Raw genomic sequence first — 14,554 nt, 5'->3', positions numbered from 1 at the left:
CTGCGAAGGGGAGGGTTGGGGTGGGGTATTAATGGCGACACCCGTATTCAAACCATAAAAAAAGCACCCAACGGAAGGGTGCTTTTTACATTCTGTCTGATTAACGGTTAATCAGTAGAAAGAGTGCTCGCCGCGCTGGTGTTCGGTCAGATCGCGAACGCCTTTCAGTTCCGGGAAGTTTTGCAGCAGTTCTTTCTCGATGCCGTCTTTCAGAGTGACATCAATCATAGAACAACCGTTACAACCACCGCCGAACTGGAGAACCGCAATGCCGTCGTCGGTGATTTCCATCAGGGAAACACGACCGCCGTGGCTGGCCAGTTGCGGGTTAATCTGTGACTGCAACTGATATTCAACACGTTCCATCAGCGGCGCATCGTCAGACACTTTACGCATTTTGGCGTTAGGTGCTTTCAGCGTGAGCTGGGAACCGAGCTGATCGGTAACAAAGTCGATCACCGCGTCCTGCAAATAAGGCGCGCTGAGTTCATCGATGAAAGCGGACAGTTTCTCGAACTTCAGTTCGGTATCCGTCGCTTCCACGGCGTCTGGCGGGCAATAAGAGACACCGCATTCTGCGGTCGGCGTACCGGGATTGATCACGAATACGCGGATTTGGGTGCCTTCTTCCTGGCTTGCCAGCAATTTGGCAAAGTGCTCTTGGGCAGCATCGGTAATAAGGATCATAACATTCGCTCAATAGTTGACTACTCTAGTTGGTTATAATACGCCCTTTGTTTTTACCCGTCACCCTTCGCGTTGCCAGAGTGTTAGCAGCACGTGCTCACGTCTGTAATGTCCGGCAGATACACGCGATTTGCACTGAAGCAACTCCCTGATTGATGAGCATTTTGCTGATTTCCCGCACCGTGCTGCCGGTGGTGACCACATCATCAAGCAGCATTACGTTTTTACCGCGTAAATCGGCATGGCAGCTAAAGGCTTCACGCAGATTCCACTTTCTTTCCCGCTCGCTCAGGCTTTGCTGCGGCACGGTTTGCCGGTCGCGGCTCAGGGCGTAAGGGCGGTATTCGCAGTGCAGCCAGCGGGCCAGCGGCCGGGCGAGTAATTCACTCTGATTGTAGCCTCTGGAGAAATAACGTTTCTGATGCAGCGGCACGCTGAGGAGGATATCCGGGCGCGGCAGATTGCCGGACCGCCAGCGCGCCAGCCAGCGCAGCAGAAACAGACGTGCGAGCGTGGTATCCAGCTCGGGAAGATGGGCGAATTTGAGCCGGAGCACCAGCCCGCTGACCGGCGGTTCATACGGGCTGGCGAAAACCAGCGCGTCCCACGGCGGTGGTTGCAGCAGGCAGCGCCCGCAATCGAGATTTCCTCCGGTGCCGGGTAATCCGCAGCGCGGGCAGCAGGGCGGTGCGGCGGGTAAATGTCGCAGACACAGACTGCAAATGCCCTGTATCGCCAGATGGAGCGGACACTGACATAGCCAACAGCGGCTGGCAATTGTTAGCATAGCGGCGGGTTCCTTTTGCCATTTTTATGGATCGAACAATCAGACTGACACGGACAATACGCTATGAATAAGCTTTACCGGGAGACAATCGGCGAAGGAGATCGCCATCTTGTGCTGCTTCACGGATGGGGACTGAATGCAGAGGTTTGGCGTTACACGGCGGAGCGACTTGCGCCGCATTTTTGTCTGCATCTGGTGGATTTGCCGGGCTATGGCCGCAGTGAGAATTTTGGCGCTATGACGCTGGCGGAGATGGCCGAAATCGTACTCGACGGCGCGCCTGAAAAAGCGTCGTGGTTGGGCTGGTCATTAGGCGGGCTGGTCGCCAGTCAGGTTGCGCTGAGCGCGCCGCAGCGGGTGGAAAAACTGATCACCGTGGCCTCCTCGCCGTGTTTTGCCGCGCAGGAAAACTGGCCGGGGATCCGCCCCGATGTGCTGCACGGTTTTCAGCATCAGCTGAGTGAAGATTTTCAGCGCACTGTGGAACGTTTTCTGGCATTACAAACGCTCGGCAGCGACAGCGCGCGGCAGGATGCGCGGTTGCTGAAATCTGTTGTCCTCGGCCAGCCGGTGCCGTCGGTGGACGTGCTGAACGGCGGGCTGGAAATCTTACGCAGCGTGGATTTACGCCAGCCAATGGCGGCGCTGACGGTTCCGCTTTTACGCATTTATGGTGCACTGGACGGGCTGGTGCCCAGAAAAATCGTGCCGTTACTGGATGCGTTACTGCCTGATTCTCACTCGGAAATCATTGAAAAAGCAGCCCATGCGCCGTTCATCTCACACCCGGATGCTTTTTGTGAAATTGTCGAACGCTTTCTGATTACAGACTGAAAGCCAATGTAAAAATATTTGTCTAATTTCTGGCTAATTCCCAATGGTGACTAATACTTAAGCCGATGATGACGGGGTAAGGCTGGCGTAAGTTTTTACGTGTACCTGTTTGCGTCTCTGGGGAGTTTACTGGTGTTTAACCATGAAGGTCATGCCAGCGCAAATGTACCTGCTGTTCATATCTTGACTGCTTTCTTTGAAAATTATTCATCCAATTTAGAGGTAATGTCATGAAATCAAATAAAATTATTATTGCAGCTGTTCTGGCAGGGTTATTCTCGGTCAACGCAATGGCGGCAGATCTGATTACAAAAGAAGAAGCCAAAGAAAAAGGCTATACCAGCCTGGGCGTTGTCACGACCAGCAATGAATACACCGCGCCATCGGATGCCAGAGAAGAACTGGCAAAACTGGCGGATGAAAAAGGCGGTAAGTATTTCGTGATCATCGCCGCTCAGGAGAAGAAGAAAATCACTGCAACGGCTGAAGTGTTCAAATAATTCCTTCTTTCCTCTGCAAATCCGGGGGATGCCAGCGTGCATCCCTTTTTATTTTCATTAAATCTGCGTCATCTCACTTTTCAATATCACCATCCTTCTGATTTTAAAGAATTCTCTTGAATCATTACTCTGAGAGTAACGAAGTGTCTGTCCGCTTAATTGATAGAACTGACATAGATTCCTACACTTAGCAGGCTACTTAAACAGGTCAAATGTGATGCAACCGCCACTTGACTGAACTTCCCACCGTCCTCTTTGTTTCATCACGCCGGGAAAAATTCAGCAAGCTCAACCCAGGGAGGTTTGGCATGCCGCAACATCCGCAGACCACGAAAGCGTGGGACACCCGCCGCAATGAAAAACAACGGCGTATCGACAGTGTCCGTTCCGTGGCCGAGGGTAAAGTATTACCCACAGATAAAATTATTCCTGTCCTCGAAACGCTGATTGCCTCCGGTGACCGCGTGGTGATGGAAGGTAACAACCAAAAACAAGCTGACTTCCTTTCCCGCTCACTGGCGAAAGTGAACCCTGAAAAACTGCATGATTTGCACATGATCATGCCAAGTGTCAGCCGCGCAGAACATCTGGATCTCTTCGAACGCGGCATTGCCCGTAAGCTCGATTTCGCCTTCTCCGGCCCGCAAAGCCTGCGTATCGCGCAGTTGCTGGAAGATGGCCAGATGGAAATCGGCGCGATCCATACGTACATCGAACTGTATTCCCGTCTTTACGTCGATCTGGTGCCAAACATCGCCCTGATCGCCGGCTTTAAAGCAGACCGCAAAGGTAACCTTTATACCGGCGCAAGCACCGAAGATACGCCAGCGCTGGTCGAAGCCGCGGCCTTTAAAAACGGCATCGTCATCGCGCAGGTCAACGAACTGGTAGATGAAGAAACCGATCTGCCGCGCGTTGATATTCCGGGCGACTGGATTGATTTCGTGGTTGTCGCCGACAAGCCATTCTTCATCGAACCGCTGTTCACCCGCGATCCGCGTCTGATTAAACCGGTTCACGTGCTGATGGCGATGATGGCGATCAAAGGCATTTACGCCAAACACAACGTGCAGTCGCTGAACCACGGTATCGGGTTTAACACCGCGGCGATCGAACTGCTGTTGCCGACTTACGGCGAACAACTCGGCCTGCGCGGCAAAATCTGTAAACACTGGACGCTTAACCCGCATCCGACGCTGATCCCGGCTATTGAAAGCGGCTGGGTCGACACCGTTCACTGCTTCGGCGGCGAACTCGGGATGGAAGAGTATATCCGCGCCCGTCCGGACGTGTTTTTCACCGGCTCTGACGGTTCCATGCGTTCCAACCGCGCGTTCTGCCAGCTGGCAGGCCAGTACGCAGTGGATATGTTCATCGGTTCCACCTTGCAGGTCGATGGTCTGGCGAACTCCTCAACCGTAACCCGTGGCCGTCTGGCCGGTTTCGGTGGCGCACCGAACATGGGGCATGACCCGCACGGTCGCCGTCACTCAACGCCTGCGTGGCTCGACATGATTGAAGAGCCGGATCCTATGGCGCGCGGTAAAAAACTGGTCGTGCAGATGGTGGAAACCTTCCAGGCCGGTGGCAAACCGACGTTTGTTGAAAAACTGGAAGCGGTCGATGTGGGTAAAGAATCCGGAATGCCGCTGGCGCCTGTGATGATTTACGGCGACGACGTCACGCACGTGCTGACCGAAGAAGGGATTGCGTATCTGTACCGCGCCCGTTCTCTGGAAGAGCGCCGCGCTATGGTCGCTGCGGTTGCCGGTATCACTGACATTGGTCTGGGCGTTGACGCCAAACGCGTTGCCGACCTGCGCCGTCAGGAACTGGTGGTCTTCCCGGAAGACATGGGGATTCGCCGCACTGACGCCACCCGTTCATTACTGGCGGCTGGCAGCGTGAGCGAGCTGGTTGACTGGTCCGGCGGTTTGTATAACCCGCCTGCCAAATTCCGCAGCTGGTAATTGATGATGCCGCAGACTTTAACGATTGGCGCTGTACTCACAGCGCAAGAGCTGGCCGAAAGGCTGGCAGACACGGCGACGCAGGCGCTGATCGACGAAGCGCGGCTTAGCCCGAAACCGGGGCTGGTGGACAGCCGGAGTTCCGGCGCACATCAGGATTTGACGTTAGACCTGATGGTGCGTTCGGCACGCAGTCTGACCCCAACTTTTTATGCGCTGGCGTTACACAGCTGGCAGCGCCCGGCGGATATCGCCCTGCGTCAGGAAGTTGGTCGTCTGGGCCGTGCAGGCGAAGCACAAATGATGGCGGAAACCGGCGGAGTGAATACTCACCGGGGCGCTATCTGGGCGATGGGGTTGCTGGTCAGCGCCGTTGCCATGCAGCCGGAAAATCTGATCCCGCAGCACATTGCACAACGTGCCGCGAAAATCGCGAAATTACCCGACGCCTTCAGCCCGAAAAAATTCAGTAAAGGTTCGCACGCCGTGCAGCGTTATCAGGTGCCCGGTGCCCGCGAAGAGGCGCAGAGCGGCTTCCCGCACATTCTCGATTGTGCGTTGCCGCAGCTTCATCACAGCCGCACGCGCGGTGCCAGCGAAAGCGAAGCACAGGTCGATGCGTTGCTGGCGGTGATGACACGGCTTTCCGATACCTGCGTGTTATCGCGCGGCGGATTACCGGCGCTGGAAGCCATGCATCAGGGCGCGCAGGCCGTGCTGGATGCCGGCGGACTTCAGACGCGCGCAGGCAAACAACGGCTGCGCCATCTGGAACAGCGGATGCTGGCCGATAACACATCGCCCGGCGGTGCCGCCGATTTACTGGCTGCCACCCTGTTTCTCGACCGCGTCAGCGTGGCCTGACTGAACCGGATACGAATTAACTAACATCAGTACAAAGAGGTGTTATGGAACGTTTTGAATTTAACTACCCGGCGGCAAAAGCGCTGCCAGGCCGCGCCGAAGCTGGCGTGGTGGGTTCCGGCGATTTAGAAGCGCTGTATGAACCAAAAACAGCAACTGAGCTGAAAATTATTGTCACTACCTCCGTCGATGGCAGCCACAGCCTGTGGCAGCACTTTTTCGACCGTCTGAACGCCCTGCGCGAATTACCGGCAGGCCGTCTGGACATTAATGATTTTGGCGCCACACCAGGGGTTGCCCGTCTGCGTATCGAACAGGTCTTTGAGGAGGCTGAAAATGCCAACTGATACTGATCAGAGCTTTATCGAACTGAGCGCCCGTCAGCGCGCCCGCAAATTGCTGGACGCCGGGACTTTCCGTGAACTGCTGGGGCCGTTCGAACGCATTATGTCGCCGTGGCTGGAACCGCAGGGCATCGTCCCGCAGGCCGATGACGGCATGGTTGTGGCGAAAGGCCAGATCAACGGTCAGCCCGCGGTAGTCGTCGCGATTGAAGGTAGTTTCCAGGGCGGCAGTATGGGCGAAGTGTCCGGTGCCAAAATGGCCGCTGCGCTGGAAATGGCGGCAGAAGATAACCGTAACGGCATCCCGACTCAGGCAGTGCTTCTGCTCGAAACCGGTGGTGTGCGTTTGCAGGAAGCCAATCTGGGCCTCGCGGCTATCGCCGATATTCACGCCGCCATCGTTGATTTACGCCGCTACACGCCGGTGATTGGCGTGGTGGCCGGGACCGTCGGCTGCTTCGGCGGGATGTCCATCGCCGCGGCCTTATGCAGCTACCTGATTGTCACCCGTGAAGCGCGTCTGGGCCTGAACGGTCCGCAGGTTATCGAACAGGAAGCCGGTATCGATGAATACGATTCCCGCGACCGTCCGTTTATCTGGAGCATGACCGGTGGCGAAGTGCGTTATCACAGCGGTTTTGTGGATGCGCTGGTCAAAGACTCCCTTGCACAAGTGAAAGACAACGTGCTCGCCTTCATCAAAAAAGGCGTTCCGGCGACACATCGTTCTGATAATTATGATTATTACCTGCCAAAACTGACCGGTTTTGACACCGCGCAGCAGGCCAGCCGTGAAGTGACGGAAGCCCTGTTTAACCGGGAGGATCGCGCATGAGCAACGTAGAAAGCAACATCGTCAGCCGGGGTGATTACTGGTTTGCCGAACTGACCAAAGAGGCCACTCCGATCAGCGGTCTTTGCCCTTCGGTGAAAGCCGCCGATGGCAAACTCAATGATCAGGCTGTCCGTTTCATTACGGTCGTGCCGGATAAAAATAATCACTATCCGCGCGCAGCGGGCGGCGAAGTCGGTCTGCTGGAAGGCTGGACGCTGGCAAAAGTCGTTAACGACGCCATTGCCGCTGATGCAAACTCCGGCACCAAACGCGCCATCGTGGCAGTGATTGATGTGCCAAGTCAGGCTTATGGCCGTCGCGAAGAAGCGTTTGGTATTCATCAGGCGCTGGCCGGTGCCGCAGGCGCTTACGCCAAAGCCCGTCTGGCAGGGCATCCGGTGGTCGGTCTGATTGTGGGTAAAGCGATGTCCGGTGCGTTTCTGGCGCACGGTTATCAGGCCAACAAGCTGATCGCCTTCAAAAACAACGGCGTCATGATCCATGCGATGGGGAAAGAATCCGCCGCACGCATCACGTTACGCTCTGTGGATGCGCTGGAAAAACTGGCCGCAACCATCCCGCCGATGGCTTATGACATCGAAAACTACGCCACTCTGGGGCTGCTGTCGCAATTACTCGACATCGCAAACCCGGACAGCGCAACACCCGACGACATCACGCGCGTACAAAGCGCGGTATGGCAAAACATCCAGGACGCTCGCAAAGAAGGCGTTAGCCTCAGCAACCGTCTGGGTGCAGAAAATCGCGCAAGTTCGCAGCGCGTTCGCCAGCAGATGCGTCAGGAATGGTAATTCGTTAACAACTTTCAGTCTCAACCGGTAACGCACCTGCAAACAGCGTGACGCAGCCGCATTTGCAGGTTCCCGCCCCTGGCGTTCAGGGGCGAGGGCCTGCTGTTGTCTGCAACTGGACTGTCATACTAAAAAAACCATCGCACCGGCGCCGACTGAGCATTCATACTTTGCCTCAGGAAAAACGCTATGACTTACGTAATATTGCACGCGCTTGCCCCTATTTTCGTCATCATGATCCTCGGTTTTTATGCCGGGAAAGCGAAAATGGTGGATAACCAGAATGTCTCTTTACTTAATATTTTCGTGATGGATTTTGCTTTACCCGCTGCGCTGTTTGCAGCAACCGTACAAACGCCGTGGGCCGGTATTGTTGAACAATCACCGCTGATTCTGGTGCTGGTTCTGGCGATGTGGATCACCTATGCCGCGATTTACTTTATTTGCACCAAAGTGTTTAAGAAATCTCCGCAGGATGCTGCCGTTCTGACGCTGACTGTGGCGCTGCCAAACTACGCGGCGCTCGGCCTGCCGATTCTGAGCAGTGTTCTGGGTGATGCACCGTCAACATCATTGTCCGTGGCGGTGTCTATCGCCTGTGGTTCCGTGCTGATGACACCGTTCTGCCTGCTGATTCTGGAACGTGAAAAAGCGCGTCTGAGCGGCGAAAATCAGGGTTCATCTCTGGCATTGTTGCCGGTTCTGATGTGGCGTTCAGTGAAGAAGCCGATCGTCTGGGCACCGCTTCTGGGTGTGATTCTGGCGGCATTTGGCATTAAAATGCCGGAAATCTTCCTGGCCTCAATCAAACCGCTGGGCCTGTCAGCGACCGCGTCTGCGCTGTTCCTGACCGGTGTTATCCTGTCAGCCCGTAAGCTGAAAATTAACGGTCCGGTGTTGTTGTCCTGTGTCGCCAAAAACCTGGTTCAGCCGTTTATCGCCTGGGGTCTGGTTCTGGCGTTCGGCCTGAGTGGTCAGGTGGCGGTGACCGCAATCCTGATGATTGCGCTGTCTGCCGGTTTCTTCGGTATCGTGTTCGGCAACCGTTTCGGCGTTCAGTCTCCGGATGCAGAAGCTTCACTGCTGATCAGCTCCGTGTTGTGTATTGTGACACTGCCGCTGTTCATCTCTCTGACGGCTGCACTTCACTGATAAGACAGGATTTATAAAGATGTCCGACCCGCGTGCCCATGATTTTATCTGGATTAGCGACCGTTCCGCGCTGGAAAGCGACAACGTTTTACCCGACTGGGTCAACAGCAGCTGGCGCACCGCGCTGCCGCTGGTGGTCCGTCGCGACCAGCGTGCGGACGGGGCCATTCCGGTTGGGATACGCGGGCTGACCCGCATTCAGCGTGCGGCGGCCTGGGTGAAACCGGCCGCTGTGGTACGGGTCGTCACGCCGGAATCGCTGGTCAGTGACGTCAATGCGCTTTTGCAATCCCCGTTTGTTTCACAGCAACCGGTGCAGGCATTGATTACGTTAAGCAGTCTGCAACTGCCTTTCCCGTGGGGCGTGACGGGCAGTTGTGCGTTTGCGCTGGCCAGCGATATTCCTGTTATGCATGCTGACAGCGATCTGGATTTGCTGGTGCGCTGCGATTTTCCGGCGACACCCGCGCAGTTTCTCGATTTTTACGACCAGCTTCAGCGGCTTCCGTGCCGTGCCGATGTTCAGATCAATACGCCGCAAGGGGGATTTGCCCTCAGCGAATGGCTGCGCGGCGGTGATGTGATGCTGAAAACCGCGACCGGCCCGTTCCGGGTACGTGATCCGTGGCAATCGCTGACAGGCTGATGTCTGGCAAAAGAAGCAAGGAGCACGATGAAAATCTTATTTACCTTCCCCGGTCAGGGCCCGCAGGTGCCGCAAATGCTGCACAATTTGCCCGATAATGCCCTGACCCACTCCCTGATTGAACAGGCCAGCCTGGCGCTTGGCGAAGATGTTCTCCTCCTTGATAACGCCGACGCTTTTCATTCCACCCGCGCGGTCCAGCTCTGTCTGCTGATTGCCGGTGTCGTTTGGGCAAAACAATGCCAGGCCGAAGGCATCGACGCGGATTTTTGCAGCGGGCTGTCGATCGGGGCCTTTCCTGCTGCCGTCATCGCGGGGGCGCTGGAATTTTCCGATGCTGTAAAACTGGTCGCCCTGCGCGGCGAGTTAATGCAGCAGGCTTATCCGCAAGGCTTTGGCCTTTCTGCCATCACCGGCCTGCGTCAGGCGCAAATAGAAGCGCTGGTGGCGCAGGTTGACAGCGACAATCTTCCGGTTTATCTGGCCAACATTAATGCGGAAGATCAGCTGGTTATCGCGGGCAGCGATGCCGCGATGAAACAGGTGATGCTGCTGGCGAAAGAACAGGGCGCGCAGAAAACTCACCGGCTGGCGGTTACGGTACCGTCGCATTGCGCGCTGCTTGATGAACCTGCGGCCAGACTGGTGGAAGCCTTTAAACAGGTGAAAATTTCACGCCCGGTTTGCGGTTATCTCAGCGGAACGACCGGACGCGTTTACTGGCAGCCGGAGAAAATCGCCGATGATTTAGCGATGAACATGGCGCGGACCGTGAACTGGCGGGATGCCATGGTTGCGGCCTACCAGCGCGATGTCCGTCTGGCACTCGAAATGCCGCCCGGCTGTGTGCTGACCGGCCTGACAAAACGCGCCATGGATCAGGGCGAAGCGCTGTCCGTATGCCAGTCCGGCATGCATGTTGCGGGACGTCTCGCAACCCGGTTACGCGAAAACGGGCGTTAGAAATTAGTGTGATAGGTTGGCGCAGCTACGGAATCAAAGCCTTTCCAGAGTGAAAGGCTTTTTTGTTTTTATCCACGGATGACACAAGGACGTTACCTGCATGCCAGTGATTTTGCGCTTCAAAAACTACCGCTTTTTCTTTTATTCCAATGAAGGAAACCCTCTGGAACCTGGTCACATTCATGTAAGATCGGGTCAGAAAGAAGCCAAAATGTGGCTTTCTCCCGTAGCGATTTGTCGCCAGACAGGTTTTTCGCCCCGGGAGATCAAGGAAATCATAACGGTAACTCACATTTATCAGCGCATATTTCAAGGAGCATGGAATGACTATTTCGCCTAAAAGCGTTTGTTTTGATGAAGGTACGATGTGGGTGAGCCTCGAAGACGGGCAGATCCTGCCAGTGGCATTAACGCAGTTTCCGGCCTTACTGAACGCAACGCCGCAGCAGCGTGAGAAGTACGAAATCAGCGCTTATGGCCTGCATTGGGAAGAACTGGATGAGGATATTTCCATCGAGGGTTTGCTGATGGGAAAGCAGATCGTTAAACCTGCCCTGTATCCCGTTGATTCAACGCTTTCTGTTCGCTAGCGCATACATCCGGCTTTCTGCCGCCAGCGCGAGTAAGTTCGGATCGTGTTCGCGGCTGTGCGGGAACACCAGCGCGATGGTCTGGCGCATCTGGTAGGCTTCGGCCAGCGGCAAAAGCCGGACCGTATTTTCATACACCCCTTTCATTCTGCCGGGGATCAGCGTGTACCCGACACCCGCCTGCACCAGGCTCAGCATCGAGAAAATGTCGTTCACGCGTGTGACGATATCCGGTTCGAAACCGGCCACCTGAAAGGCTTCCTGAAATCCGTGGTAAGTCGCGAAACCTTCCGCCAGCGAGACAAATTTCTTCTGCTTAAAATCACGCAAATCGGCGGTGCCTTCACATGCCAGATCGGAACTGGCGGGTGCAGCGAGGAAAATATCGTCCTGAAATAACGGCAACTGATCGTAACGCTGGGCATCGACGCTGGAGTCGCTGGTGGAAATCAGAATTGCATCCAGCTGTCCGTCCTCCAGCTTTTGCAGCAGATCGTTGTTCGAGCCCATCACCAGTTCCAGTTCAAGCTCCGGACGCCGCATTTTCAGCCCCATAATTAAACGGGGAATGGTTTCCAGCGTCAGCGAATAGAGCGTGCCGACTTTAAGCCGTTTATCACCAAAACCGGCGGCGCGCTGCGTGGCTAAAATACCGTGTTCCATCTGCTCGATGACCTGGGTCGCGTGTTCCAGCAATGCCTCGGCGGCAGGCAGCGGCAGCAGGTTTCGCCCGCGGTGGATAAACAGCGGGCAGCGCAGGCCTTCTTCCAGCGAATGCAGGGCGCGATGCACGCTGACGCTGCTCAGGCCGAGTTGTTCGGCTGCGCGGGTGATGTTCTGCTTTTCCATGTAGGCGAGGAAAATTTCAAGTTTACGGAAGGTAATTTCACTGTCGATCATGCAGGCTCCTGCGGCGCATTCATGGCCGTTGCGACCTGTGGATGATAGCTGAATAGCCGCAGCGCGACTATTCAGTAAGGGCGACGTGCCTTAGTTAATGAGCGTATAGGAAACCGTCAGGCATTTTTTGCCGTCGGCGCAGCTTTTACAACTGCCGCTCAGGCAGCTGTCATCGGCGTCGACCGTTTTCGCTTTTCGCATGGCGACCAGCCTTTCGAGCATCGCTTCAATCAGTGGTTGAGGCGTATTCAGCTGGCGGCTGAGCTGGCGGGCATCTGCCCGCCCGGCCAGCGCAAGGCTGTCGCGTACCTGAATCAGACTGGCCATCATTTCTCCTAGTGGCAATCGCTGCCGGTGGCGGGTTCACAACAGGCCGCCACGTTGCGCGGTTGCAGATGAACGCTGACGCGGCTGCGCGCTTTGCGCAGGCTGGTGAGCACCACGGCGTTGAAGATCAGCACAATCAATATGATGAGTGCGCTGTGTCCCGGATGATCGCTGAACGTAGCGGCCTGATAGAACAGCGTAGCCAGCGAGTAGGCAACATTCAGCCCCCAGAAAATGGAGAATGTCATCCAGCTGCGGCTGGTTTCGCGGGCGATTGCGCCCATTACGGAAACACAAGGGACGTAAAGCAGTACAAAAATCAGATAGCTGTAAGCCGAAACCGCGGAGCCAAATTTAGTGCTCATCACGCCCATTGAGCTGACGCCCATTTCGCCGTCGCCTTTGCTGGCTTCGATAGGGTTAGAAAGTACGCTGATGCTGAAGGTATCTTTCAGGCCCTGCCAGGTTTGCTGGACTGCGCCGTTCAGCTCGCTCAGCAGGTTGAAATTCGCGGCATCAAACTCTTCATTGGTGATGTGCTCGGCGGTATACAACGTATTGAGCGTCCCGACGACCACTTCTTTCGCCATCGCACCGGTGACCAGCCCGACGGTAGCCTGCCAGTTATCCGGATGAACGCCCATCGGGATAAGCACCGGTGTCAGCACTTTACTCACCGACGCCAGCGCGGAGTCATTAATATTATCGACCGCCTGGCCGCTGAAGGAGAAGCTGTTTAGCGCGCCGATGAAAATACTGGCGACCACGATCACTTTACCGGCACGCAGCACGAAACCTTTCAGACGCTGCCAGGTTTGCAGCAGCAGGCTTTTCAGATGCGGAACGTGATACACCGGCAGTTCCATCACGAACGGAGACGCTTCGCCGCGCATGATGGTATATTTCAGCAAAAGCCCGGTCAGGATCGCGACGACAATACCCAGCAGATACAGCGAGAAGACGACGGATGCGCCGTCCTGCCCGAAGAAAGCGGCGGAGAAGACGGCGAAAATCGCCAGACGCGCACCGCAGGACATAAACGGTGCCATCATGACGGTGATCAGACGTTCACGCGGCGCATCCAGCGTACGGGCACCCATAATGGACGGCACGTTACAGCCGAAACCGACAATCAGCGGCACGAAAGATTTGCCCGGCAGGCCGAGCGATTGCATCAGGCGATCCATCACAAACGCAGCGCGCGCCATGTAACCGGAATCCTCAAGGAAAGAGAGGAACAGGTACATCATGCCGATTTGCGGAACCAGCGGCAGAACGGTGTTGATACCGCCGCCAATACCCTGCGCAAGGAAAATCGTCAGCCACTGCGGGAAGTGCAGCGTAAAGCCAATCCACTGCATGCCCTGAATAAAAATGGCCGCAGAGCCGATATCAAAAATCGGTTGCAGCGCGCCGCCGATGTTGATCGCCAGCACGAACATCAGGTACATCACCAGCAGGAAAATCGGCACGCCGAGGAATCGGTTGAGGATCACGCGGTCGAGCACCTGCGTCAGTTTATTTGGCGCGGTGAGGTGTGAATTACTGACCGCCGCGCAAAGCGACGCAATGCTCTGATAGCGCGCATCGGCGATCAGCAGGGCAGGATCGTCAACCTGTTGTTCGGCCAGGCGCGTTTTCACTTCCGGCAGCAGTTTTTGTGCGTTACCCGCGTGAGTCTGGCTGTAAATATCCCCTTCGAGAATTTGCAGCGCCAGCCAGCGGCGTTGTTGCATCGCCATGTTTTCCGGCATGGCAGCCGCGAGTACGTCCACTTCCTGCTGCAGAACCGGATGATAGGTCACGCGTTCGAGTTTTTCGACCTGCGGGATCGTATCGATGGCGGCTTTCAGTTCTTTGATACCGCTGGCGCGGGTGGAAACCAGCGCGACGACCGGGCAGCCCAGACGGGCGGAAAGTGCAGGGATATCAATGTTGATATTCTGGATCTTAGCGATGTCGAGCATATTGAGCGCGACGATGCACGGAACGCCGAGCTCAAGCAGTTGTAAGGTCAGATACAGATTGCGTTCAAGATTTGAGGCATCGACCACGTTGATCATCAGATCCGCGTCGCCGCTCAGAATGTAATGGCAGGCGATTTGTTCATCGAGCGAGGTCTGCTCGGAAATGGTCGTCAGGGAATATGTGCCCGGCAAATCCACCAGAGTGACCTGATGGTCTTCTGTGGAGAAATGGCCTTCCTTGCGTTCTACAGTCACACCGGCCCAGTTACCGACGCGCTGACGGGAGCCGGTTAACTGATTGAAAAGCGTGGTTTTGCCTGAGTTGGGGTTACCAATCAGGCCGATAGTCAATGGTTTCATACGTTAAGATCTACGT

General features: G+C 55.8%; 17 protein-coding genes. 12 read left to right on the top strand and 5 right to left on the bottom strand.

Annotated elements, in window-relative coordinates; all coding sequences use genetic code 11:
• Positions 1-111: 111 nt before the first annotated feature.
• Positions 112-687, bottom strand: coding sequence for a Fe-S biogenesis protein NfuA (gene nfuA / locus IV433_RS14825; protein WP_120135273.1), 576 nt, complete (start codon positions 685-687; stop codon positions 112-114).
• A 97-nt stretch (positions 688-784) separates the two neighbouring features.
• Complete coding sequence (gene gntX, locus IV433_RS14820) at positions 785-1,474, bottom strand: DNA utilization protein GntX (RefSeq protein ID WP_195814780.1); 690 nt, start codon at positions 1,472-1,474, stop codon at positions 785-787.
• A gap of 63 nt (positions 1,475-1,537) precedes the next feature.
• Between gntX and bioH the strand changes: the two genes are divergently transcribed.
• From bioH to IV433_RS14760, 12 genes are all read left to right on the top strand, one after another.
• Positions 1,538-2,308, top strand: a complete 771-nt coding sequence (gene bioH, locus IV433_RS14815; RefSeq protein ID WP_195814779.1) for a pimeloyl-ACP methyl ester esterase BioH — start codon at positions 1,538-1,540, stop codon at positions 2,306-2,308.
• Positions 2,309-2,538: 230 nt separating this feature from the next.
• Positions 2,539-2,808: a YdgH/BhsA/McbA-like domain containing protein gene (locus tag IV433_RS14810; RefSeq protein WP_195814778.1), complete on the top strand. Its 270-nt coding sequence runs from the start codon at positions 2,539-2,541 to the stop codon at positions 2,806-2,808.
• Positions 2,809-3,116: 308 nt separating this feature from the next.
• Positions 3,117-4,778, top strand: a complete 1,662-nt coding sequence (mdcA, locus tag IV433_RS14805) for a malonate decarboxylase subunit alpha (protein ID WP_195814777.1) — start codon at positions 3,117-3,119, stop codon at positions 4,776-4,778.
• 6 nt (positions 4,779-4,784) lie between these two features.
• Complete coding sequence (locus IV433_RS14800) at positions 4,785-5,642, top strand: triphosphoribosyl-dephospho-CoA synthase (protein ID WP_195814776.1); 858 nt, start codon at positions 4,785-4,787, stop codon at positions 5,640-5,642.
• Between the two features lie 44 nt (positions 5,643-5,686).
• Entirely contained in the window at positions 5,687-5,989 is a 303-nt protein-coding gene (locus tag IV433_RS14795) for a malonate decarboxylase subunit delta (RefSeq protein WP_195814775.1), read from the top strand.
• On the top strand, positions 5,979-6,821 hold the full coding sequence (locus IV433_RS14790) for a biotin-independent malonate decarboxylase subunit beta (protein ID WP_195814774.1): 843 nt from the start codon (positions 5,979-5,981) through the stop codon (positions 6,819-6,821). Before IV433_RS14795 ends, IV433_RS14790 begins: the two co-directional genes overlap by 11 nt.
• A complete protein-coding gene (gene mdcE, locus IV433_RS14785; RefSeq protein ID WP_195814773.1) occupies positions 6,818-7,633 on the top strand; it encodes a biotin-independent malonate decarboxylase subunit gamma in 816 nt (271 codons plus the stop codon). Before IV433_RS14790 ends, mdcE begins: the two co-directional genes overlap by 4 nt.
• Before the next feature lie 189 nt (positions 7,634-7,822).
• Positions 7,823-8,785 carry an AEC family transporter gene (locus IV433_RS14780; protein WP_195814772.1) on the top strand — a complete coding sequence of 321 codons (963 nt, stop codon included), beginning with the start codon at positions 7,823-7,825 and terminating at the stop codon, positions 8,783-8,785.
• A gap of 19 nt (positions 8,786-8,804) precedes the next feature.
• Positions 8,805-9,431, top strand: coding sequence for a malonate decarboxylase holo-ACP synthase (locus IV433_RS14775; RefSeq protein ID WP_195814771.1), 627 nt, complete (start codon positions 8,805-8,807; stop codon positions 9,429-9,431).
• 27 nt (positions 9,432-9,458) lie between these two features.
• Complete coding sequence (gene mdcH / locus IV433_RS14770) at positions 9,459-10,394, top strand: malonate decarboxylase subunit epsilon (RefSeq protein ID WP_195814770.1); 936 nt, start codon at positions 9,459-9,461, stop codon at positions 10,392-10,394.
• Between the two features lie 100 nt (positions 10,395-10,494).
• The gene (locus IV433_RS14765; RefSeq protein WP_195814769.1) at positions 10,495-10,734 is read left to right on the top strand and encodes a DUF4160 domain-containing protein; all 240 of its coding nucleotides are present in this window, start codon (positions 10,495-10,497) and stop codon (positions 10,732-10,734) included.
• Complete coding sequence (locus IV433_RS14760) at positions 10,718-10,984, top strand: DUF2442 domain-containing protein (RefSeq protein WP_195814768.1); 267 nt, start codon at positions 10,718-10,720, stop codon at positions 10,982-10,984. Before IV433_RS14765 ends, IV433_RS14760 begins: the two co-directional genes overlap by 17 nt.
• On the opposite strand, the gene IV433_RS14755 is transcribed toward IV433_RS14760, so the two are convergent.
• The 3 genes from IV433_RS14755 to feoB form a co-directional block, all read right to left on the bottom strand.
• Positions 10,964-11,884 (bottom strand): LysR family transcriptional regulator, encoded by a 921-nt coding sequence (locus tag IV433_RS14755; RefSeq protein WP_195814767.1) that lies wholly within the window; start codon positions 11,882-11,884, stop codon positions 10,964-10,966. The genes IV433_RS14760 and IV433_RS14755 overlap by 21 nt on opposite strands.
• 90 nt (positions 11,885-11,974) lie before the next feature.
• Positions 11,975-12,211, bottom strand: coding sequence for a FeoC-like transcriptional regulator (locus IV433_RS14750; protein WP_195814766.1), 237 nt, complete (start codon positions 12,209-12,211; stop codon positions 11,975-11,977).
• 8 nt (positions 12,212-12,219) lie between these two features.
• A complete protein-coding gene (feoB, locus tag IV433_RS14745) occupies positions 12,220-14,538 on the bottom strand; it encodes a Fe(2+) transporter permease subunit FeoB (RefSeq protein ID WP_195814765.1) in 2,319 nt (772 codons plus the stop codon).
• Positions 14,539-14,554 lie beyond the last annotated feature (16 nt).

The organism is Rahnella laticis (genome assembly GCF_015644585.1).
In the GTDB taxonomy this organism is placed as follows: Bacteria; Pseudomonadota; Gammaproteobacteria; order Enterobacterales; family Enterobacteriaceae; genus Rahnella; species Rahnella laticis.
Note: the sequence above shows the minus strand (reverse complement) of the source record. Positions and strands in the feature narration are given on the sequence as shown.